Annotated in this window: 21 protein-coding genes and 4 tRNA genes; 7 read left to right on the forward strand and 18 right to left on the reverse strand. The window is 35.3% G+C overall.

Annotated elements, in window-relative coordinates:
- Positions 1-41 precede the first annotated feature (41 nt).
- From J3U63_RS07995 to J3U63_RS08015, 5 genes are all read right to left on the reverse strand, one after another.
- The gene (locus tag J3U63_RS07995) at positions 42-1361 is read right to left on the reverse strand and encodes a 2-hydroxycarboxylate transporter family protein (protein WP_267371202.1); all 1320 of its coding nucleotides are present in this window, start codon (positions 1359-1361) and stop codon (positions 42-44) included.
- 96 nt (positions 1362-1457) lie between these two features.
- Entirely contained in the window at positions 1458-2213 is a 756-nt protein-coding gene (gene modA / locus J3U63_RS08000) for a molybdate ABC transporter substrate-binding protein (RefSeq protein ID WP_267347601.1), read from the reverse strand.
- Positions 2200-2964, reverse strand: coding sequence for an ABC transporter ATP-binding protein (locus J3U63_RS08005; protein WP_267343950.1), 765 nt, complete (start codon positions 2962-2964; stop codon positions 2200-2202). Before J3U63_RS08005 ends, modA begins: the two co-directional genes overlap by 14 nt.
- Before the next feature lies 1 nt (position 2965).
- Complete coding sequence (locus tag J3U63_RS08010; RefSeq protein ID WP_267343949.1) at positions 2966-3979, reverse strand: FecCD family ABC transporter permease; 1014 nt, start codon at positions 3977-3979, stop codon at positions 2966-2968.
- A 9-nt stretch (positions 3980-3988) separates the two neighbouring features.
- The gene (locus tag J3U63_RS08015) at positions 3989-5041 is read right to left on the reverse strand and encodes an ABC transporter substrate-binding protein (protein WP_323849522.1); all 1053 of its coding nucleotides are present in this window, start codon (positions 5039-5041) and stop codon (positions 3989-3991) included.
- Between the two features lie 223 nt (positions 5042-5264).
- Here J3U63_RS08015 and J3U63_RS08020 point away from each other — a divergent pair, with 223 nt between their 5' ends.
- Positions 5265-5924, forward strand: coding sequence for an alpha/beta fold hydrolase (locus J3U63_RS08020; protein WP_267347604.1), 660 nt, complete (start codon positions 5265-5267; stop codon positions 5922-5924).
- A gap of 175 nt (positions 5925-6099) precedes the next feature.
- Here J3U63_RS08020 and J3U63_RS08025 read toward each other — a convergent pair whose 3' ends face one another.
- Together J3U63_RS08025 and J3U63_RS08030 are read right to left on the reverse strand one after the other, a co-directional pair.
- Positions 6100-6687: a hypothetical protein gene (locus J3U63_RS08025; RefSeq protein ID WP_267343947.1), complete on the reverse strand. Its 588-nt coding sequence runs from the start codon at positions 6685-6687 to the stop codon at positions 6100-6102.
- 200 nt (positions 6688-6887) lie between these two features.
- Positions 6888-7592, reverse strand: coding sequence for a lipopolysaccharide core heptose(II) kinase RfaY (locus tag J3U63_RS08030; protein ID WP_267371204.1), 705 nt, complete (start codon positions 7590-7592; stop codon positions 6888-6890).
- 185 nt (positions 7593-7777) lie between these two features.
- Between J3U63_RS08030 and J3U63_RS08035 the strand changes: the two genes are divergently transcribed.
- Positions 7778-8074, forward strand: coding sequence for a GIY-YIG nuclease family protein (locus tag J3U63_RS08035; RefSeq protein WP_267366783.1), 297 nt, complete (start codon positions 7778-7780; stop codon positions 8072-8074).
- Positions 8075-8121: 47 nt separating this feature from the next.
- Here the strand turns inward: J3U63_RS08035 and J3U63_RS08040 are convergent, their stop codons facing one another.
- From J3U63_RS08040 to argD, 3 genes are all read right to left on the reverse strand, one after another.
- The gene (locus J3U63_RS08040; RefSeq protein ID WP_267371206.1) at positions 8122-9108 is read right to left on the reverse strand and encodes a serine/threonine protein kinase; all 987 of its coding nucleotides are present in this window, start codon (positions 9106-9108) and stop codon (positions 8122-8124) included.
- A gap of 12 nt (positions 9109-9120) precedes the next feature.
- On the reverse strand, positions 9121-9732 hold the full coding sequence (gene yihA / locus J3U63_RS08045) for a ribosome biogenesis GTP-binding protein YihA/YsxC (RefSeq protein WP_065798425.1): 612 nt from the start codon (positions 9730-9732) through the stop codon (positions 9121-9123).
- 68 nt (positions 9733-9800) lie between these two features.
- Complete coding sequence (gene argD, locus J3U63_RS08050) at positions 9801-11015, reverse strand: bifunctional acetylornithine/succinyldiaminopimelate transaminase (protein WP_323849523.1); 1215 nt, start codon at positions 11013-11015, stop codon at positions 9801-9803.
- 212 nt (positions 11016-11227) lie between these two features.
- Between argD and J3U63_RS08055 the strand changes: the two genes are divergently transcribed.
- The 5 genes from J3U63_RS08055 (at position 11228) to pflA (ending at position 17182) form a co-directional block, all read left to right on the forward strand.
- Entirely contained in the window at positions 11228-11497 is a 270-nt protein-coding gene (locus J3U63_RS08055; RefSeq protein WP_267333529.1) for an oxidative damage protection protein, read from the forward strand.
- 8 nt (positions 11498-11505) lie between these two features.
- On the forward strand, positions 11506-12576 hold the full coding sequence (gene mltC, locus J3U63_RS08060) for a membrane-bound lytic murein transglycosylase MltC (RefSeq protein ID WP_267333528.1): 1071 nt from the start codon (positions 11506-11508) through the stop codon (positions 12574-12576).
- A gap of 374 nt (positions 12577-12950) precedes the next feature.
- Entirely contained in the window at positions 12951-13799 is an 849-nt protein-coding gene (gene focA, locus J3U63_RS08065; protein WP_267333527.1) for a formate transporter FocA, read from the forward strand.
- A 69-nt stretch (positions 13800-13868) separates the two neighbouring features.
- The gene (pflB, locus tag J3U63_RS08070; RefSeq protein ID WP_267343943.1) at positions 13869-16151 is read left to right on the forward strand and encodes a formate C-acetyltransferase; all 2283 of its coding nucleotides are present in this window, start codon (positions 13869-13871) and stop codon (positions 16149-16151) included.
- Between the two features lie 254 nt (positions 16152-16405).
- Positions 16406-17182: a pyruvate formate lyase 1-activating protein gene (gene pflA, locus J3U63_RS08075; RefSeq protein ID WP_267333525.1), complete on the forward strand. Its 777-nt coding sequence runs from the start codon at positions 16406-16408 to the stop codon at positions 17180-17182.
- A 44-nt stretch (positions 17183-17226) separates the two neighbouring features.
- Here pflA and rarD read toward each other — a convergent pair whose 3' ends face one another.
- The 8 genes from rarD to alaS all read right to left on the reverse strand — a co-directional run bounded on the left by rarD (position 17227) and on the right by alaS (position 23121).
- Positions 17227-18123, reverse strand: a complete 897-nt coding sequence (gene rarD, locus J3U63_RS08080; RefSeq protein WP_267333524.1) for an EamA family transporter RarD — start codon at positions 18121-18123, stop codon at positions 17227-17229.
- Between the two features lie 68 nt (positions 18124-18191).
- Positions 18192-19484, reverse strand: coding sequence for a serine--tRNA ligase (gene serS / locus J3U63_RS08085; RefSeq protein ID WP_267333523.1), 1293 nt, complete (start codon positions 19482-19484; stop codon positions 18192-18194).
- Positions 19485-19638: 154 nt separating this feature from the next.
- Positions 19639-19715, reverse strand: a tRNA-Arg gene (locus J3U63_RS08090).
- A gap of 19 nt (positions 19716-19734) precedes the next feature.
- A tRNA-Arg gene (locus tag J3U63_RS08095) sits at positions 19735-19811 on the reverse strand.
- 19 nt (positions 19812-19830) lie between these two features.
- Positions 19831-19907 (reverse strand) — tRNA-Arg (locus J3U63_RS08100).
- A gap of 21 nt (positions 19908-19928) precedes the next feature.
- Positions 19929-20021: transfer RNA gene (locus J3U63_RS08105), tRNA-Ser, on the reverse strand.
- Positions 20022-20145: 124 nt separating this feature from the next.
- The gene (csrA, locus tag J3U63_RS08110) at positions 20146-20346 is read right to left on the reverse strand and encodes a carbon storage regulator CsrA (protein WP_065633847.1); all 201 of its coding nucleotides are present in this window, start codon (positions 20344-20346) and stop codon (positions 20146-20148) included.
- A 141-nt stretch (positions 20347-20487) separates the two neighbouring features.
- On the reverse strand, positions 20488-23121 hold the full coding sequence (gene alaS / locus J3U63_RS08115) for an alanine--tRNA ligase (RefSeq protein ID WP_267371209.1): 2634 nt from the start codon (positions 23119-23121) through the stop codon (positions 20488-20490).
- Positions 23122-23221: the final 100 nt, after the last annotated feature.

Below are 23221 nucleotides of genomic sequence, written 5' to 3' on the forward strand. Positions count from 1 at the left end.
ACATGATAATTATTAATTATTTTAACTCATCTTTTTTGCGACTACATATGTAAATATCTTAATAGTGCTGTTGTGCATATCACCATTAATGCGCCTCCTAATCGCGTTGCGACTTGCGCAAAAGGCATTAGATTCATTCGATTAGCGGTTGAAAGTATCGCAACATCGCCTGTTCCCCCCATACCACTTTGACAAGATGAAATAATCGAGGCTTCAACAGGGTACATTTTTAGGAAGAAACTACATACAAAACCGGTCATCGAAACAGTTAATACAACCGAAATGATGGTTATAAAATAAGGCACGGTTAATACATTGACTACACTACCTAAATCAATATACAACAACCCTAATCCTGCCATTAATGGGAAGGTAAAATTGCCAGAAATAAACTTATACCATTGCTGGCTACCCCGTTCTACACTTTCAGGTAGCAAACGGAAGTATTTCACTATTGCAGTAGCAATGATCATTAAAACTGGTCCAGGGAAGTGAGTTATCTTTTCTAAAATCATACCGAAAATAAATAAGGTAGCTAAAATCATTATCGCACCGCTCATGGCTCTAGCATCTAATGGTGTTTTATCTTCTTTTAATGCGTCGGCAAGTCCATCAAATTCAATTTTGACTAACTGACCATGACCACTTAACTGTGGTTTTAACTCACCGATTCGACTCATAATAGCGGTGAAAGTAATAGCAAAAAAGTTACCTACAACGGTTGCTGGGATTAATGCACTCACAAAGAAATCATAATTTTGATTAAGGATATTACTATAAGCATTAGATAGCTGTAACACACCTTCACCGATTCCGCCTGCCATCACTGGGGATACTGTGTAGAAAAATGCATGTTCCCATGTATCACCAAAAGCGACAGCAACTGCAACGCCAACAACAGCTGCGATGCACATGCCAAGCAGCATAGGAATCATCATACGAATAAAACCTTGAATCAAAATGACTCGATGCATACCAAGAATACTACCACAAACTAAACTCGCAATATAAAACAGCAGGAAATTAGAATCCTTCATTAACATTTTTGTGGCGGCTAATGTGTTTTCATCAAAAACGCCATAATATACAAGGATTGAAGGCACAATTAAGGAAAGTATAGCTGGTGCACCAAATTTTTTAAAAAAGGGAATATTTTGCCCAATAGTGCCTAAACACCATCCAAGGGGTAAAATCACCGCAAAACCACCAATTAATGTTTTAGGTAACATGTTCAACTGGGCTGCAATGATAACAATAATTGAGCACACAATAAAAATTGGTAAGGGTAACGAACCAATATAAATTTTATTTTCTTGTATTTTCTGCATCATGCCCATAACTGTATCTCTCCTTTCTGTCATTTTATTATTTCTCTAAATAACAGTAGTATAGTTATACAGTTCGAAATCAGAAGAATATGAAACTTATCTAACTCGTTTTGTAATTAATGTAAGTAGTTAATTTGTTTTTATGTTCGTTATTTTACCAAAGCCGTTAGCCATCAAGCAGTTTTGACCGTTTTCACTAAGTAAAAAACCAATAAATAACTTCGCCATTTTATGAGCTGGTTTAAGTAAGGCAATACTGTAATCTATAGCAGGATTAAACTTGTCAGGCAAATTAATCATAGCTAATTTCGGATTTTGTAAAATTGTTTGTGCATAATTAGCATAACCAATATAGGCGTCAACGGTATTGTTTAATAAAAAATATTCAGCCGGATGCATCGCTTTAGGGATATTGCTCTCTAGTGATCCCCCGACTAATTGTTTGGCGCGGTGTTTTAATTGTTCATTCATACCCGCATAACTGGCACCTATGTTATCAAATAGCTGATAAGTATAATCCCCAGAAGGATCTTTTTGCGGAGTAGACATCCCAATACGTGTTTCAGGATGTAATAATAATTTGATGATATCGCTTGATGTCCATTTTGATTCATTTCTGACAGTGACACATAAGCGATTATGGGCAAAAACATAATCAGATATAGCCTTTCCGTGATCTATGAGTGTTTTAGGATGCAACGTGTTAGCCGATGCAAATAAATGAATATTATCGTCAGGCGTTTTCTGCAATAGTTTTTCACATAGTAATCCAGCCGGTCCAAATTTTATATGAATTTCGGTTGAAAAGCTTTGTTTGAATAGTTCAGCTAATGCAGGAAATGCAATACGTAAACTTCCCGCTGCATAAATATTAAGTGTTGTCATAATGATTACTCAATGTGTAAAGAGGAATGATGGTTTGGCAGTCAGAAAAAACTATTTTTTTCATTGTGATGTTATATAACTGGGTTAATTGTGTCTCGGTTAATAACGTTTGGGTGAGACCATATTGATAACCTGTTTCATCAAGTAATAATACTTTATTAGCTAAACTCATTGCATGAGCTGGATCATGCGTTGTAAACACAATAGTTAAATTTTGTTTCTGTACTAATGAGGACAAAATGTTTAACACTTTATGTTGATTATGTAAATCTAATGCACTTGTTGGCTCATCGAGTAATAAAATTTTCGATTCACTCATTAATGCACGGGCAATAAGCACTAACTGTTTTTGACCGCCAGAAAGCTGTGAAAATAGGTGATGACTATAATGTGCTAATCCAAATTGGGCTAACTTATCTTCAACTAACTGTAAAAGGTGTCGATCGGGTTTTCCAAATAATCCCCATTTTTTAGCACTTCCCATTACCACAATTTCCCATACTTTATAATCTATATTAGGCATAAAATTTTGTGGGACAAAGCTGCAACAATGAGGATTGTTAATAGTGCCACTTAAAGGCTTAAGCGTTCCCATTAACGTATTAAGCAAAGTACTTTTTCCTCGGCCATTCACGCCAAGAATAGCGATAATATCATTGGTATGAATTGTAATATTTATCGCAGTAGTTAAGGGTTTACTCTGTTGATAACCACAAATTAAGTTATGTGTTGTTATAATCGCTGATGTCATTTTAGGATTTCTGTAAAATTTGATGTCGTAATAACAAAACAAAACAAGGCGCACCAACCAGCGCTGTAATAATACCGAGTGGTATTTCAGCCGTGCTGAGGGTTCGTGCAATATCATCAACAATAATCATAAAAGCACCACCTAACCAGAATGTTATCGGCAGTAGTCGTTGATGATTACTACCGACCAATAATCGCGCGGCATGAGGAATGATTAATCCTACCCAGCCAATACAACCACTTACTGCCACTTGCATAGAAATAATTAAGGTACACAAAATTAAAATTAACCATCGAGAAAAAAGAATTGATATACCTAAATTTTTAGCTTCACTATCCCCTAATGATAAAATATTTATTCGCCAACTTAGCCGGATTAATAAATAGCTAGCAATAACAATTGGAATGGCTAATGTCATTAATTTATCCCAATTAGCGGTGGCAAAACTACCTAATAACCAAAATACAATATTGGGGAGTGTTTCTTCACTATCGGCCAAGTATTGTATTAAACTCACCAGTGCGTTAAAAAAACCACTTAATATTAATCCAACTAATACTAGAACTAGCACATTGTTTTGTTTAATAACGTGAGTTAATAATAAGATTAAAACTAGTATTAATAGCCCAAATGAAAAAGCTGAAACCATCAGTCCAAAGGTTGAAAAATTTAACAAAATGGCTAAAGTCCCACCAAAAGCCGCGCCTGATGTTACGCCAATGACATGAGGATCAACAAGCGGGTTATAAAATAACCCTTGTAATACGGCGCCGCAAATTGCTAATCCTGCACCTGCAAGAAAAGCTAATAAAATTCGTGGCAATCTTACTTGCCAAATGACTTGATTATCAACCACCATTGTTTGATCTATTTGTGATGTTGGCAATGAAAGCAATACATGGATAACTTGGCTAACAGATATTGAATAGTGTCCAATAATTAATGAAACAACTATTAATATTATGGTTAATATAATCAGGCCAACATGTAAATGGCGATAGGAAAAGCTGATCATATTATATTGTTATTCCCCATGATAGTTGACGCGATAAAATCGCCAATAATAATCATAGGCTTGTTTTTGCATATCGATATCTTTGAACAAATCTGGGTAAAGTTTTTTTGCCATCCAAAGCTCACCGATGGCTAAAGCTTCAGGCATAGGATATCCCCATGCTTTCGCGTATTCGGGCATTAAATAGACTTTATTTTGTTTAACGGCATCAATATTTTTCCATAAATCATCGGATAAAATTGTTTGAACGACTTGTGGATATCGATCTTGCACAAAGATTACTTGTGGATTCCATTGTATGACATTTTCTATCGAAACTTGTTTAAAGCCTTGAATCGTTGCTGCAGCAACATTAATGGCACCTGCATGTTCCATCATTAATCCAGTATATTTGCCCGAACCATAGGTGGTGAGATCTGGATTAGCCATATAAACGCGTATGCGTTTTTCAGGTGCTATACGTTGTAATCGATCTGTGACAATTTTTCGATGCTCAAAAGAATAGTTGATTAAGTCCTCGGCTTCATTGTTAGCATCAAGCACGTCACCAATTAGGCGTATCGCTTGTTTTAATCCTTCATTGTAAGTTTTCTCTTCATCAACCATAATGGGATTTATTTTATCTGCCTGTGATGTTATATCTTTGCGTAACGAGATAGCAATAACTGGAATGTTGAGTTTTTCAATTTGATCGATAACTGCTTTGGGCATGTAGTTTGTGACAAAGACAACTTGTGGTTTGAGAGCAAGTAAACTTTCGATATTAACCGAAGTTAGATCGCCCGGTGTCGGTAGGTTAGACAAAGTTGGAGCAAATCTGACAAAGTCTTTTCCTAATAATTTTTGCCAAGAAGACAAAACACCCACAAGGGTTTGTTGACGGTTTAGTTGTACAATTAGATTTAATGTTTGATGTTGCAAAACGACTACTCTTTCCACTTTATCAGGGATTTGAACAGTGCGGTTAAGTTGATCAGTCACTTGTTTAGCTTCACAAGTAAAAATTAAGCATTGTGATAAAAACAATCCAACTAGTAGTAAAAACTTTTTATAAATTTCCATCGTTCATCCTAATAGACATATAATGTGTTAATTAATAACCAATTAATTTGAAATTATATTCGTTATGTAATTTTAAATATAGCGAAATTTTAGTCTATTAACAATTAATATTTATTAATGACCGGTTAGAGTGGTTTATGAAAATTATTTATGTTTAGATAGGTGAAAAATTAAATCAAAATTATACTGTTTTGACATCAACTAACTGTCATTAAGGTGAATTATGCTATGTGTTAACGGAGTAAACCTTTACTATCTAAAAACGGGTAAAGGTGAGCCTTTGATGCTGTTGCACGGTAATGGTGAAGATCATCAAGTTTTTTTACCACTCATCGCCAAATTAACATCACATTATACTATTTATGCAGTGGATAGTCGTAATCATGGACGCAGTGATAAGACTGATGTTTATGATTATAACGTTATGGCTGATGATATTGAGGCGTTAATTAACAAATTACATCTTAAATCCGTTAATATTATAGGTTTTAGTGATGGCGCCATTATTGCATTATTGTTAGCTTTACGCGGTAAAGAAATGATTAAAAAAATGGCATTATTGGGGGTGAATTTAAAACCATCTGATTTTACGCAACAAAGCTATCAATACGTACTACAGCACTATGAACAAACAAACGATCCATTATTTAAAATGATGCTTGAACAACCTAATATCGAAGTAAGTTCGTTAACGAAAATTACGATCCCAACTTTAATTATTGGTGCAGAAAATGATATTTATAATCCTGCAATGTTTGTTGAAGTTGCTGACAATATACCTAACTCGCAATTGAAAATTATGACAAACCATGATCATGGTAGCTATATCATTAATAATGATATGTTATATCCTGATTTGGTTAAATTTTTTGAAATAGATTAAGATCTAATTAGTTAAAATAGAAGATTGGACGTTTTAAAAAATAGTAAGTCAATGTTTACTTGAATAAAACTAGTCAATATCGAATAATGACTAGTTATTTTTGTTACAAAATATGTTGAAAGGTATAATCTTTAAAACACATCTTACAAGATTAAGAATATTGCTTAATTTTGTATTATCGCAGTAAGCAAGCTTGAATTTTATCAACTTCTTTGTTTAATGCATCAATAACTAAGTTTGGATGCGCGCTTTCAAGTGTTTTTACGTTTTCAAAACCGTCATTGGCCACTGAACCAGTAAATTGCTGGGCTTGTTTAATATTACTAAACAGATAACGGATATCATTTTGATTGCGCGTTGTTGTCAGGGTATAACTAACAAAATACTTAATATAATATTCGTAGTCTGTAACTGCGTTAGCGACAACACTATTTCCTTCAACTAATTTAATTGTATCACCACCACTGACTGTGACGGCCTGTTGTTGAACTGGCATGTTATAGTATGACCACCAACGTGAACCAAAATAGTTATCACTGGTTAATACCACAGGGCTATTATCAAGTTCTTGAGCTATACACAGTGCTAAAGAGGAGTGAAGGGCAGTAATAGGGCGTGAGGTAGTATATTTATTCACTATATCAACACCAGATGAATTTTGACCGATTTCTACACCTTGCGTTTGATAAATTGACATCATCTTTTGAGATGTACACCCTGTTAGCATCGTAAATATTGTCACAATACCAATTAACTTTTTCATACCACACCCTTATTAGAATTAACTGATTAATTCTAGCTGGTTATACATAGATTTGCTAGTGTTTCTATGGTTTGAAAAACGAATAAAATGATAATCTATAAACTAGATGGAGGGCTAATTTTTACTAATTAAGTCTTCAAAGGCAACAGTATGTATTACTAAATTAAGAGAGAAGTTTGACCTTCTCTCATCTGGTTAATTTAATCTTTTTTACCACGTATTTTTCGTGATAATTTTTTAAAGCCATGGGTAAATTTTTTAATTGCCATTGCTAAAACAGGGACTTTGATTTTGATATTGAAGCGTTCTTTTAATTCAATAGCATCATTCGCTTTCGTTAACCAAATAAAACCAGAGTTAGTTAAATCAATCGCTTTAATTTTGCCGTCAGGTGTTAAAATAAAATTACCACCATGTACGTCATTAGAGACTAAATTATAACTGTGTAATTTTTCAATACAGTTTTTTATTTGATCGCCATACTGCTCCATTTCTTCCCATTTCAATGAGCGACCTTCAATAAAATTGAAAATCATATAATGGCGCTGGGTTTTTTTGTCAAAAGCAACCAAATAAAGCTCATAAGCAATATCACATTTATCTAATGATATTTTTGCCAACTTTCGAATAAGGTTGAAATAAAAATCGCCCGTAATTTTGGCAATAAGCTTACGCTCTAAACGATGTTCGATCCCACCATCAATTTTAAAGATAAATTTGCTTTGATTGTGATTGATCAAATAAGTATATCGCTCTAGTTTATCACTGGGGTCGAGGAGTTCGCGATGCCCTTCTTCTGCCAGAAATTGGTCAAAAAGGTCTAAATAATTAATTTCATCATTATCAACATAAGCGAATTTCATATCGCCACGTTCAACTTCAATAATTTTTGCAAAGTTATTCAAATTTTAACGCCTCAAAATATATAACATGGGGACTATCTAGAACAGTAAGTTAAATAAAGTAAAAGAAGTAGTAATCTTACCTAAGTGCCTATTCTAACAAAATTCACGCAAATAGGCACATGCATATAATGAATTAATAATGATAAACTATAAAAGATAAATAAATTTATCACGTTGAGATAACTATGAATAGTAAATCAATTATGTGGTTTTTATATATTATTAGAACCGCTAAACAATCATTGTATACCGGTATCACAACCGATACGAGCCGACGTTTACATCAACACCAAATAGGTAAGGGCGCAAAGTATTTAAAAGGTCATCAAGCGCTTGCCATTGTGTATCAAGTTTGTGTTGGTGATAGATCAACGGCTTTAAGGCTTGAGTATCGTATTAAACAACTTTCCAAACCCAAAAAAGAGCAATTAGTTCAACTACAACCTAATTTAGAGGTGCTATTAAAGGTGTTAGGACTTTAACACTTTCAATTTGCCCGTTTTTATTAATTTAAGCTTGGCTGTTTTATTTATCTCACTGATAGCAATTGAATTGCGGGTGATTGGATAGCAGTAATTTGCTGTCTAAATGTTGCTAATTGTTGAAGCCAAAAATCCTCTTCTGTTATCCATGTAAACGCTGGTGGAAAAGCGGGATCTTGCCATCGCATTATAATCCAAGCTAGATGATGCACCATACGCATTGCTCTTAAAGGCTCGATTAATTTAAGCTGTGCAGTGTCGAAATCAAAAAATTCTTGATAGATTTCAACTAAGGTATCTAATTGTAGCCGTTGTTCTTGCGTGGTTCCATAAAGTAGCATCCACATATCTTGAATTGCTGGTCCGTTTCGCGCATCATCAAAATCAACAAACATAGCATTATCACGCCATAAAATATTACCAGGATGACAATCGGCGTGAATACGAATAGGTTGCCAATCGTTATGCCAATGCTGTTCGATGGTTTGGGTTAATGTAGACAACGTTTCATTAAGTTCTAATCGTACTTTATTGGGGACTAAATTACTTGATAATAGGATTTCTTTCGGGTGATATAAATACTCGTCTAATCCGATAGTTGGACGATGTAAAAACCGTTGTTTTGCGCCAATTTGATGAATCCGTGCAAGTAAGGAGGCAACCGATTCCATTTGGTTAATATTATCCAGTTCATATTGCCGACCACCCTCGCTAGGAAAAACAGCAAACAAATAGTTCTGATTTTCATGTAATGTACAGCCATTGAGTGTTAATGGTGCAATAGCTGGAATTTCTGCGTCAACTAGTTGCTTAGTAAATTCATGCTCTTCAAGGATCTGCTGCCGATTCCAACGATTGGGTCGATAAAACTTTACTACATAGCGAGCACGTTGTTCATCCATAAATTGGTAGACGCGATTTTCGTAACTATTGAGTGCTGTTAAGCCTGAGTCAACCTCAATACCAATAGTTGCCAAACTATCGATGATCAATTCCGGTGATAATGATTGAAATGAAAAATCTAATTGACTCATCAAATGGTTTCCTTACTGTTGATTAAACCATTGATCTAGTTTTTGCTTTAATGCATCTAATCCAATTCGTTTAGGTGATGAAAAAGGCGCAACAGTAATATCACCTTGAAAAGGTAGGATTGCCTCTTTAACCATATTGACTTGTTTTTTTAACGCGCCAGACGCAAGCTTATCGGCTTTAGTTAGCAATAACATCACCGGAATTTCAACCGATACAGCCCAATCAATCATCTGTTGATCGAGATCTTTAAGTGGATGTCTGATATCCATCAGTATGACTAACCCTTTAAGGCTTTCTCGTTTTTGTAGATATTCACCCAGTGATTTTTGCCATTTTCGTTTTATTGCTTCAGGCACTTGTGCATAACCATAGCCTGGTAAATCGACCAAACGACAATTTTCTTCTACTTCAAAAAGATTAATTAATTGGGTTCTGCCTGGTGTTTTACTGGTTCTGGCTAACGTTTTTTGATTAGTTAGCGTGTTGAGCGCACTGGATTTACCTGCGTTAGATCTACCGGCAAAAGCAACTTCAACGCCACTATCACTTGGTAGGTGTGATATATCTGGCGCACTTAGAATAAAGTGTGTTTTTGCGTAATTTAAAGGGCGAATATCGGTCATAACAAAGTATCCTTTAAGTGCATTAACGGCACCTAATTGATTAAAATGCCGTTACTGTATAGAAAAACTTAAGCGTTGACAACCTTTTCGACGGCTTTAGCAAAGCGCATCATGCCTTCTTGTATTTCATTTTCAGAGATGATTAGTGAAGGTGTAAATCTTAGTACATTGGTGCCCGCATTTAAAATCATAACGTTAAATTCTGTTGCAACATTAAGAAACTCTCTTGCTTTATCATGAAATTGCGGTTGAAGTTCGGCGCCTAATAATAAACCTTTGCCGCGATATTCTCGAAACACTTTAAATTGATCATTAATCTCTTCTAGTTTTTCAATAAATATTGCTCTTCGCTGTTGAACGCCTTCTAGGACTTCTGGCGAGTTAATAATATCAAAAGCCTCACAACCTACCGCGCAAGCTAAAGGATTACCACCATAAGTAGTACCATGCACTCCAGGATGCATTACCGAGGCAATTTCATTAGTAGTCAGCATTGCGCTAATAGGGAATCCACCACCTAATGCTTTAGCCGAAGTCAATATATCCGGTGTTATTCCATATTGTTGATAGGTAAATAAGCTACCCGTACGTCCCATGCCGCATTGTACTTCGTCAAAAATTAACAGTGCGTTATATTGGTCACAAAGCTCACGCACACCTTGCAAAAATTCTGGTGTTGCGGAAGTTAATCCACCTTCGCCTTGTACCGGTTCTAATACTACTGCACAAGTATGGTCATCAATTATTGCTTTTACTGCATCTAGATTGTTAAAAGGAACATGAACAATATCGGCCGGTTTTGGCCCAAAACCGTCGGAATATTTCGCTTGCCCACCAACAGATACAGTAAAAAAAGTACGACCATGAAAAGATTGATAAAATGCGATGATTTTTGTTTTATAAGGGCTGTATTTTTCAGTGGCATAGTATCGTGCAAGTTTAAATGCTGCTTCATTGGCTTCAGCCCCTGAATTAGCAAAAAACACACGATCTGCAAACGTGTTATCAATTAGTTTTTGCGCAAGAGTCAAGGCCGGTTCATTAGTAAAAACATTACTAACATGCCATAATTTCTCGCTTTGTTCTTGTAGTGCTTTCATTAATCTTGGATGGCAATGACCAAGGGCATTAACAGCTATGCCACCAGCAAAATCAATGTAATCTTCACCATTTTGATCCCAAACACGACTGCCTTGACCTTTAACCGGAATAAATTGAGCTGGTGCATAAACAGGTAAAATAACTTTATCAAATAATTCTCGAGTGATTTTGGTGTTCATCATTTTATCCTTATATTTTATCTAAATTGTTACATCTATTTTATGTGATTTAAATGTTTAGTAAAGTAAATAATTATTCATTATATTTGAATTAAAATTCACTTTTTAAAGCATGTAAACGAAATTGATTAAGGCAACAATTTTATTGTTTTTATCGTACCATTTTCGGGTATAATCGTTAGCCAAATGATAATTGTCTCTCAATAGGAACTAAGATGAGCCGTGTTATTTATTGTCATTATTTAAAAAAAGACGCAGAAGGTTTAGACTTTCAACTGTATCCAGGTGAACTAGGTAAACGAATTTATAATGAAATCTCTAAAAGTGCTTGGCAAGAATGGCTAAAAAAACAGACTATGTTAATTAATGAAAACAAATATAATATGATGAATCCTGAACACCGTAAAAAAATCGAAAGTGAGATGGTAAAATTTTTATTTGAAGGTGAAGATATTGTCATTGACGGATACAAACCTAAAAACTGAGAACTCAAATGAAAAACAAAATAAAAATTATTTCATTATTCGTGACAGTGAGCCTTTTAAGTGGTTGTCCTAGTAAAAATTCCAATAAAATTGACGAAGATTATTATGTAAAAGATACCAATGCTTTTAATATTTTAATTGGTCAATATGCAAATAATATTGAACAAATATGGGGGCCTAAAGAGGTGCTTATAGCAGGCCCTAAAGATTATGTGCAATATGAGGATAATTTACAAACTCGAGTGCATATTAATTTTGTTTCTGGTGTCATTACCATTGAGACGTTATCCAGTTCTCCTCTCGACAATTTGAAAGAAGCTATCGTTTCAACACTATTAATGCCTGAACCTGTTGATATTATACGTAAAGATAAAATTAGCCAGGATTTATCAAAAGAACCTTTTTTATATAACCAAGTTCTTGACCAAGAACGCCAGCCCATTCGTTGGAGTGCACGAGCTAATAGTTTTGCTGATTATGTGTTAGCGAATAATTTAAAACAGCGTAAATCTGGTTCTCATTTAATTACTTATGTTGAAATCAAACTTGTGCCTAACCACATTAATCAACGTGCTAAAAAGTTCTTACCACTTGTAACTGAGGCTTCGAATCGTTATTTTATTGATGAACGATTAATTTTAGCGATTATGGAAGTTGAATCGGCATTTAACCCGTACGCAGTAAGTCGAACCGACGCATTAGGTCTTATGCAAGTTCAGCAACATACAGCAGGTCGTGACATTTTTAAATTAAAAGGTAAGTCAGGCGAACCGAGCCGTAAGTTTTTGCTCGATCCTCGTAATAATGTTGATATGGGCACAGCCTATCTATCTTTATTAAAGACTAAATATTTAGCAGGCATTAATAACCCAATTTCTTTAAGATATGCCATGATTACTTCTTATAATGGTGGAGCAGGAAGTGTATTGCGTACGTTTTCTAATGACCGTAACGAAGCCATTAACATTATTAATTCTATGACTCCACAGCAAGTTTATCGAAAATTAGTGACTTCGCATGTTTCTCAAGAATCCCGAAATTACTTAATAAAAGTGAGTCGAATTTTAGATAATAAATAAACGACTAGTAGAGTGAAAACGCTTCATTTGCAGAATTAGTAATGAAGCGAAAACGATATATTTCAAACAATCACAACAAATTTGTAAAGATAGTTTGGACGTGAATCTATCGATTATTTTAAAAATTTTAAACGGTATTATAACTGTTTATCTTATAAAAATATTTATATTGATGCTAAAAAAATGAATTTAATTAATTAGATATTTTAAATTTTTTTGGATAACCTTAGATGAATTTTTTATAGTAAAAGTAATTTCTTTAACAAATAATGATTTTTTGTTATAAAATTTTTTAATAAAAAAAACGTGATCTGCTTCAAATTTTGAGTATACTATGGCTCTCATAAAACCCTAGTTTTTTTGAGGATGTTAGTTTGAGTACAGATAAACTCGTGGATTCGTTTTCCCCCGCGCAAATGACCCAAATCGCTGAAGACATCGGCAATTACAAAGTAAATAAACACCCTTGTAGCACGCTTCTTTCTGCCATTATTGCAGGTGTTTTTATTTCTATTGCATTTGTATTTTATATCACTGTGACAACTGGAACCGCTAGCGTTGCTTTTGGTTTAGCAAAATTAGTCGGTGGTATCTGCTTTTCATTAGGATTAATGCTAGTTGTTTGCTGCGGTGCAGATCTTTTTACTTCAACAGTATTAACTATTTTACCTAAAATGACTCACAAAGTGAGTTGGCTAAAAATGCTACGCAATTGGATTTTTGTCTATATTGGTAACTTTATTGGTGCTATACTGTTTGTAGCAGTTATTTGGCTTTCAGGTCAATATATGGTAGCTAATGGCTTGTGGGGTTTAAACGTTTTACAAACCGCAGATCATAAATTGCACCATACTTTTATTGAAGCAGTATTTTTAGGTTTACTGGCTAATTTAATGGTATGTTTGGCTGCTTGGATGAGTTATGCTGGTCGCAGTTTACTCGACAAGATGTTAGTTATGGTATTACCTGTTGCTATGTTTGTGGCAAGTGGATTTGAACATAGTATTGCAAATATGTTTATGATTCCTATGGGAATTGTAATTAAAAATTTTGCTTCACCGGAATTTTGGTCTGCTGTTGGATTGTCGGCAGATGCATTTAAAGAATTAACCGTTGAGCATTTTATTATAAATAATTTAATCCCGGTAACAATCGGGAATATTTTAGGTGGATTAGCTGTTGCGCTACCTTATTGGGCTTTATATTTACGTAAGCCACATTGATTTTAAAATATTTACCCTCATTTATATGAGCGGTAAATAACTATTTTTGTAAACCTGAGGTGAAAAACTATGAGTAATTTAAACGAAGTACAAGCAGTCGCTTGGAAAGGATTTAAAGATGGTGATTGGCAAAATAATGTTAATGTCCGCGATTTTATCCAAAAGAACTACACGCCATATGAGGGTGATGAGTCTTTCTTAGCTGGCGCAACAGATGCGACAACTAAGTTATGGGATAAAGTAATGGAAGGCATTAAAATTGAAAATGCTACCCATGCCCCTGTGGATTTTGATACAAGTGTTATTTCGACAATTACTGCTCATGACGCAGGTTATATTGAAAAAGATTTAGAAAAGATTGTTGGTTTACAAACTGAAAAACCATTAAAACGTGCAATTATCCCATTTGGTGGGATTAAAATGATCGAGAATTCATGTAAGGCTTATAACCGTACACTTGATCCTTTAGTCAAAAAAATCTTTACTGAATATCGTAAAACTCATAACCAAGGTGTTTTTGATATTTATACCCCAGATATCTTACGTTGTCGTAAATCAGGTGTTATCACTGGTCTTCCAGATGCTTATGGTCGTGGTCGTATCATTGGGGATTACCGTCGTGTTGCACTTTACGGTATTGACTACTTAATGCAAGACAAATTTGCACAGTTTAACTCATTACAAGCTGATTTTGAAAATGGTGTTGACTTAGCAATGACTATGCAACGTCGTGAAGAAATTGCAGAGCAACATCGTGCACTTGGTCAAATTAAAGAAATGGCCGCTAAATATGGTTACGATATTTCTGGGCCAGCTAAAACAGCTCAAGAAGCGGTACAATGGACTTACTTTGGTTATTTAGCAGCAGTTAAATCACAAAATGGTGCGGCGATGTCTCTTGGTCGTACTTCTACATTCTTTGATATCTATTTCCAACGTGACCTTGAAGCCGGCTTAATCACTGAAAAAGACGCGCAAGAAATTGTTGACCATTTCGTTATGAAATTACGTATGGTTCGATTCTTACGTACGCCTGAATATGATGAATTATTCTCTGGTGACCCAATTTGGGCAACTGAATCTATCGCTGGTATGGGTGTAGATGGTCGTACTTTAGTGACTAAAACTTCGTTCCGTTTCTTAAATACACTTTACACTATGGGCCCATCACCAGAACCAAACATGACAATTCTTTGGTCTGAACAATTACCAAGTGGATTTAAAGAGTTTGCATCAAAAGTATCTATTGATACTTCATCATTACAATATGAAAATGATGACTTAATGCGCCCTGACTTTAACAACGATGACTATGCTATCGCATGTTGTGTAAGCCCAATGATCGTTGGTAAACAAATGCAGTTCTTTGGTGCACGTGCAAACCTTGCTAAAACTCTTCTATACGCAATCAATGGTGGTGTGGATGAGAAACTTAAAATGCAAGTAGGTCCAAAAGAAGCGCCAATTACTGACGAATATCTTGATTTCGATAAAGTTTTTGCTCGTTTAGACCACTTTATGGATTGGTTAGCAAAACAATATGTAACTGCATTAAATGCTATTCACTATATGCACGACAAATATAGCTATGAAGCATCATTAATGGCATTACACGATCGTGATATTATTCGTACTATGGCATGTGGTATTGCAGGTCTATCTGTTGCTGCTGACTCACTGTCTGCGATTAAATATGCGAAAGTTAAAACGATTCGTGATGAAGATGGTCTTGCTGTGGACTTTGAAATCGAAGGTGAATACCCTCAATTTGGTAACAATGATCCACGTGTAGATGATATCGCAGTTGATTTAGTTGAACGTTTCATGAAGAAAATTCAAAAACTTAAAACTTATCGTAATGCAATTCCTACACAATCAGTGTTAACTATTACTTCTAACGTTGTTTATGGTAAGAAAACTGGTAATACACCTGATGGTCGTCGTGCTGGTGCTCCATTTGGTCCAGGTGCTAACCCAATGCACGGTCGTGACCAAAAAGGTGCGGTTGCTTCATTAACATCTGTTGCTAAACTTCCATTTGCTTATGCTAAAGATGGTATTTCGTATACTTTCTCTATCGTTCCAAATGCGTTAGGTAAAGATGATAGTGCACGTAAACGTAACTTAGCAGGCTTAATGGATGGTTACTTCCACCATGAAGCAACTATTGAAGGCGGTCAACATCTTAATGTGAACGTACTTAACCGTGAAACATTATTAGATGCGATGGATCATCCTGAAAAATATCCACAATTAACTATTCGTGTTTCTGGATATGCAGTGCGTTTCAATTCATTAACTAAAGAGCAACAAAAAGACGTAATTTCACGTACTTTTACACAATCAATGTAATTTAGTTAATTGATGATTTGCATTAAATAGCGTCCAATTTGGGCGCTATTTTTTTGCCAATTGAATTATTGGTTATCCACTTATAGAAATGTTGCTAATAGATAGGATAAATTTAATACTTGTTAGTATTTATTTTGTATAATTGCAACAAATAAGAGTATATTCAATTAATGTAATTGGTAAAAAATAACATTATATGAGTAAAATACTTAAATAAATATAAAAGCAATGTGAGTAATTATTAGAGAACATTTATGGAACAAGATATTATTATGACAACAAAACAACCGATTAAAGGTCGTATCCATTCTTTTGAATCTTTCGGTACAGTTGATGGACCGGGAATTCGCTTCATTGTTTTTTTTCAAGGTTGTTTAATGCGTTGCTTATACTGTCATAACCGCGATACTTGGGATTTAAAAGCGGGCAAGGAAGTGACAGTTGATGAGTTAATGAAAGAGATAGTTTCTTATAAAAGCTTTATTATGCCTAATGGTGGTGGGGTTACCGCATCAGGTGGAGAGGCGACATTACAGTCTGAATTTATTACTGAGTGGTTTAAAGCTTGCCATAAAGAGGGCATTAATACTTGTTTAGATACCAATGGTTATGCTAGACAGATCGATCATACTCTAGAAGAGTTAATGGACGTGACTGATCTGGTTATGCTTGATTTGAAACAGTTGAATGATGAGATACATCAAAAGTTAGTTGGTGTATCAAATAAACGTGTATTAGAGTTCGCCAAATACTTACAAAAAATTAATAAAAAAACTTGGATTCGATATGTTGTTGTTCCAGGTTGGACAGATGATGATGACTCAGCACATTTGTTAGGTAAATTTATTCAAGGCATGAGTAATATCGAACGAGTAGAGTTATTACCTTATCATAAACTTGGTGCTTACAAATGGGAAACGTTTGGTGATAAGTATCAATTGGAAGGCGTTGAAGCCCCACCAAGGGAAACACTTGATAGGATTCAATCTATTATAGAAAGCTATGGTCAACCCGTGACATTTAGTAAGTAACATCATCCTTAAATTAAACAGCTACAAAATTTGTGGCTGTTTAATTAACGAATTCTTTTTCGTTTTATCGCTCTTAGTACAAATATACTTCCTTCCAACGCTAAAACACAAACAGATAACCAAATAAATCCATATGAAATAATATGCTGTGATGAGATAGATTCGTGTAAGAATAATAAAGAAACACAAGTTAGTAAAACCGGCTCTACATAGCCGAGCAATCCAAATAAGCCCATAGGTAGTAACCTTCTGGCAACAAAATACATAGCAAAGGCAATAGCGGTAATTATCCCCAGCATAGGGATAAAGATATGAAAATGGGTTAAATCATGAATAATTTGTTGTACGTTATAATTGAAAATAAAATAACTAAGGCAACCTAAAAAAATGAAGAAAAAATCTGAAAAGGTCCCTGATATACCTTCTATTTTTAGTTTTCTTCTTGTCATAAAGTAAATTGGATAACCAAGTGCTATCACGGCTGTTTCCCATGAAAAAGCGCTTGTTGTGTAAATTTCTAAACATACACCAATAGCGGCAAACGTGACAGCAATTTTTTGAAAAAATGTTAATGTTTCTCCATAGAAAACTTTGCCAAAAATAACCATCGCTAAGGGTAATAAAAAATATCCCAAAGATGCAGATAAACCATGGCCATTAAGCGGTGCCCAAATAAAAATAAGCATTTGGATGGTCAGAAGTAATGAGGATGCTATCAATCCTAAAAGTAATACTGGTCGTTGTTTTATTCGCAAAAATAGATCAGCAATAGCTGACCATTGTTTTTCAAAACAGATAAGAATAATAATTGCAGGAAAAGACGTTAATAATCGCCAGCAAAAAATATCGACAACCGAAAGCGGCTGTAGTAATACTGGATAATAATAAAGTAATCCAAAAAGACATGATGCAAGTATTGAAAGGACAACACCTTTTATCATTTTTTCACCTAAATTAATAAAAAAATAGCGCTATTAGTAGCGCTATCTTAAGTTAAATTGATTTATCTTTAACCAATCACTTCTACGCCATTCATATAGGGTACTAACACTGATGGTACTTTGATAGATCCATCAGCCTGTTGATAGTTTTCCATAATCGCAACGAGAGTTCGTCCTACCGCTAATCCAGAACCATTTAAGGTGTGAACTAGGTAAGTCTTATTATCTGCTTTATTGCGATAACGTGCTTGCATTCGACGAGCTTGGAAATCCCACATATTTGAACAAGACGAAATTTCGCGATAAGTATTTTGAGCTGGCACCCATACTTCAAGATCGTAGGTTTTACATGAGCCAAAGCCCATATCACCGGTACATAATACGATTTTTCGATAAGGCAGCTCAAGTAGCTGTAATACCTTTTCCGCATGCCCAGTTAGCTCTTCTAATGCTTTCATGGACTCTTCAGGTTTGACAATCTGAACAAGCTCCACTTTATCAAACTGATGCATTCGAATTAAGCCACGGGTATCTTTACCATAAGAACCCGCTTCAGAGCGGAAACAAGGCGTATGAGCCGTCATTTTTAATGGTAATACACTTTCATCTAGAATTTCATCTCGCACTAAATTAGTAACGGGCACTTCTGCTGTCGGGATTAATGCATAATTACTGCTTTCGGCCTCTTCATCAAGTGGTTTAGTGTGAAATAGGTCACCTGCAAATTTTGGTAATTGCCCAGTGCCAAATAGGGTAGCTTTATTGACGAGGTAAGGCACATAGATTTCTTCATAACCATGTTGCTCAGTATGAAGATCTAGCATAAATTGCGTTATTGCTCGATGTAGACGTGCAATTTGTGATTTCATAACAACAAAACGTGCACCGGTAAGTTTTACACCAGCAGCAAAATCAAGCCCACCAAAACGTTCACCTAATGCAACATGATCAAGCACAGGAAAATCAAATGTTCTTGGTGTACCAAAACGAGATACTTCGACATTGTCATTCTCATCTTTGCCATCAGGAACGGAATCATCAGGAATATTCGGAATATTTGATGCAATATCTTTGATTTGGTTAAGTAAGATTTCAAGCTCTGCTTTTGCGGTATTGAGCTTTTCACCAAGTTTATTGACTTCTTCACGTACAGCCGTGATATCTTCACCTCGAGCTTTTGCTTCACCAATAGCTTTAGAGCGGGCATTACGTTCAGCCTGTAAATTTTCAGTTTCAACTTGTAAAACTTTTCGTTTTTCTTCTAGTTGACTTAGTGTTTCAACGTCTAATTTAAATCCGCGTCGAGATAATTTTTGGGCAACAAGATCTAATTCATTTCGAAGTAAGTTTGGATCCAACATAAAAAAAGTCCATTATTATTTATTAAAGCTATCTATCTACTTGAACCGTTATTTTAATCTAGCTAACAACATATATAAATAAAAAAGTAGATTGATAAAAGATATAAAGTTTGTGAGCTTAGTATACTAGAATTATGCCGGGATTCAACCGAAATGGCGCACCCGAAGGGATTCGAACCCCTGACCGCTCGGTTCGAAGCCGAGTGCTCTATCCAGCTGAGCTACGGATGCGTGTAAGTTCGTAAAAAAATGGTGCATCCGAAGGGATTCGAACCCCTGACCGCCCGGTTCGTAGCCGGGTACTCTATCCAGCTGAGCTACGGATGCGTTTTAGAATTTTTTAAAATGGTGCATCCGAAGGGATTCGAACCCCTGACCGCCCGGTTCGTAGCCGGGTACTCTATCCAGCTGAGCTACGGATGCATATTTTAAATTTTTTAAAAATGGCGGTGAGAGAGGGATTCGAACCCTCGATGCAGCTTTTGACCGCATACTCCCTTAGCAGGGGAGCGCCTTCAGCCTCTCGGCCATCTCACCAAAACAACTGTGATTTGGTTTCAACAACAAAATCACAATGTGTGGCGCACATATTACGTTCTAGAAAAAATAAGTCAAACATTTTTTCGTTTGCGCGCACTAGTTGTTTATTTCCTGCCCAATATTACTCTTTGGGCTCAGATATCTCATCAATTTTGTCTTGCGAATGATGGATTCTGTTATATATTTCTTCTCTATGGATAGAAACTTCTTTAGGGGCATTGATACCAATTCTGACTTGGTTACCTTTGACGCCTAAAATAGTAATGACTACATCGTCACCAATAATTAATGTTTCACCTACTCTCCTAGTTAAAATTAACATTAGATCTCCTAATATCAGTTAAGTATATATCCAAACAATTTTAAGATATAGCTTCGTCAGCCTTCCATCGGTGAGACAGAAAGACGGAATTTTACAGAATACACTCTAATGTTTAATTAATATTCACTTGAGTATATCTGGCTAACTTGCTTGTAATTTATTACTGATTTCCTTTTTTACAGAAGATAAAGCTTCTGGTAACGCCGAAAGATCCATTCCACCTGCTTGAGCGAAATCAGGCCGCCCACCGCCCTTACCACCTACTTTTAATGCTAATTGAGAAACTAATTCGCCAGCTTTAACAATGCCTAATAAGTCATTAGTTACACCAGCTGCTAAATTGATTTTGCCATCATTGACAGCAGCTAAAACTATGACACCTGTTTTTAATTGATTTTTAAGATCATCAATCATTGTGCGTAATAGCTTAGCTTCGACGTTATCAAGTTTAGCAATTAGTAAGTTCTTATTATTGATTTTTTCACATTGATTTAACAATTGTTGGCTTTCTTGGCTAGCTTTTTCAGCCTTCAATTGCTCAATAGTTTTTTCTAACACTTTAGTTTGATCAATTAATTGTTCAACTCGTGTTAAAATTGTCGATTTGTCACTTTTTATCAGTGATCCAATTTGATTTAACAAATTAGCTTCATAATGGATGTATTCCATCGCATTTTGCCCAGATGTTGCCTCAATTCTTCTTACACCAGAAGCGATGCTCGACTCAGAAGTGATTTTAAATAAACCTATATCACCGGTTCTACTAACGTGAGTACCACCACAAAGTTCGATTGAAAAATCACCCATCGTTAATACGCGTACAATTTCTTCGTACTTTTCGCCAAATAATGCCATTGCACCTTTGCTTTTTGCTTGATCAATTGGCATTAATTCTATCTCAACAGGTAAGTTGCGACGTATCTGTTGGTTGACCAGATTTTCGATTTCAATCAGTTGCTCTGTTGTAATTGCTTGATTGTGCGAAAAGTCAAAACGTAAGTAACTATCATTAACCAAGGAACCTTTTTGATGAACATGCTTACCTAATATTTGTTGTAATGCCGCTTGTAATAAATGTGTGGCTGAGTGGTTACGACGAATACGTTCCCTAAGTTCAACATCAATAGCTGCTGTTACTATATCACCAACTTTTAATGATCCTTTAGTAATATTGCCTATATGTCCAATACTTTTACCATATTTTTGGCAATCGATAACTTTAAATTCAACATTTGCAGCAGTTAACACGCCTTTATCACCAATTTGTCCACCTGACTCGCCATAAAAAGGTGTTTTGTCTAGAACAATGATGGCTTCATCACCTTCATTAATACTTTCGACTTTGTGGCCACCTTGGAAAATGGCAATCACTTTACCTGAAGCTTCAGTTTCCTGATAACCTAAAAATTCGGTTTTATCATCAAGCTTAATAACATTACTGTAATCGACACTAAATGCACTAGATTCACGAGCTCGCTTACGTTGCTCTTCCATACATTTATTAAATCCATCTTCATCAATTGTGATGTTTTTTTCTCGACATACATCGGCTGTTAAATCCAATGGAAAGCCATATGTATCATAAAGTTTAAAGGCAATCTCACCCGGCAACACAGAACCAGTTATTTTACCTAATTCTTGATCGAGTAAAAATAATCCACGTTCAAGAGTTTTTAGGAATTGTTCTTCTTCGGTTTTAAGGGTATTTTCAACCATTTTTTGGTTATGCGCTAATTCTGTTGCAGCGCTGCCCATCACCTCAATTAATGGTTTAACTAGTTTATAAAAGAAAATATCTTTTGCACCAAGCATATGACCATGTCGTACTGCTCGTCGAATAATACGACGCAATACATAGCCTCGACCTTCATTAGAAGGCATTACGCCATCTGAAATTAGAAAAGCACAAGAACGGATATGGTCCGCTATAACACGTAGTGATTTACTTTCTAAGTCTTTAGTTTGAATGATTTGAGCCGTATCTTTAATGAGTTTTTTGAACAAATCAATTTCATAGTTAGAGTTAACATGTTGCAAAACTGCTGCAATTCGTTCTAATCCCATACCGGTATCGACAGACGGTTTAGGTAAAGGTTCCATAGTCCCATCAGGATGGCGATTAAATTGCATAAATACAATGTTCCAGATTTCAATAAATCGGTCACCATCTTCTTCAGCACTACCTGGAGGTCCTCCCCAAATATGATCGCCATGATCGTAAAATATTTCGGTACAAGGTCCACAGGGTCCTGTATCACCCATTTGCCAAAAATTATCTGAAGCATAAGGTGCGCCCTTGTTATCACCTATGCGGATAATACGTTCTTTAGGTATACCAATTTCGTTTTGCCAAATAGAGTAGGCTTCATCATCAGTTTCATAAACAGTGACAGTTAATTTTTCTTTAGGAAGATTAAACCATTCTTTACTGGTTAATAACTCCCAAGCAAAATGAATCGCATCATGTTTGAAATAATCACCAAAACTAAAATTACCTAACATTTCGAAAAATGTATGATGTCGTGCAGTATAACCTACATTATCAAGGTCATTATGTTTTCCGCCAGCTCGTACACACCGCTGTGCTGTAGTTGCTCGCGTGTAGGAACGCTTATCTATTCCAAGAAATACATCTTTAAATTGATTCATTCCTGCATTAGTAAACAAAAGAGTTGGATCATTATGTGGAACAAGGGAACTACTTGCGACAATTTCGTGTCCTTTGCTATGGAAAAAGTCAAGAAAATTTTGACGAATTTCTGCAGTGCTTTTCATTTAGGCTTCCATATTAAACGATAGATTTTTAAACATAGTAATATACCCGTTACAACTAAAGTTGAAAAGTAAATATTCTTTATACTGCGGTGAATCTAAC

Source organism: Gilliamella sp. B2838, assembly GCF_026536185.1.
Lineage (GTDB): Bacteria > Pseudomonadota > Gammaproteobacteria > Enterobacterales > Orbaceae > Gilliamella.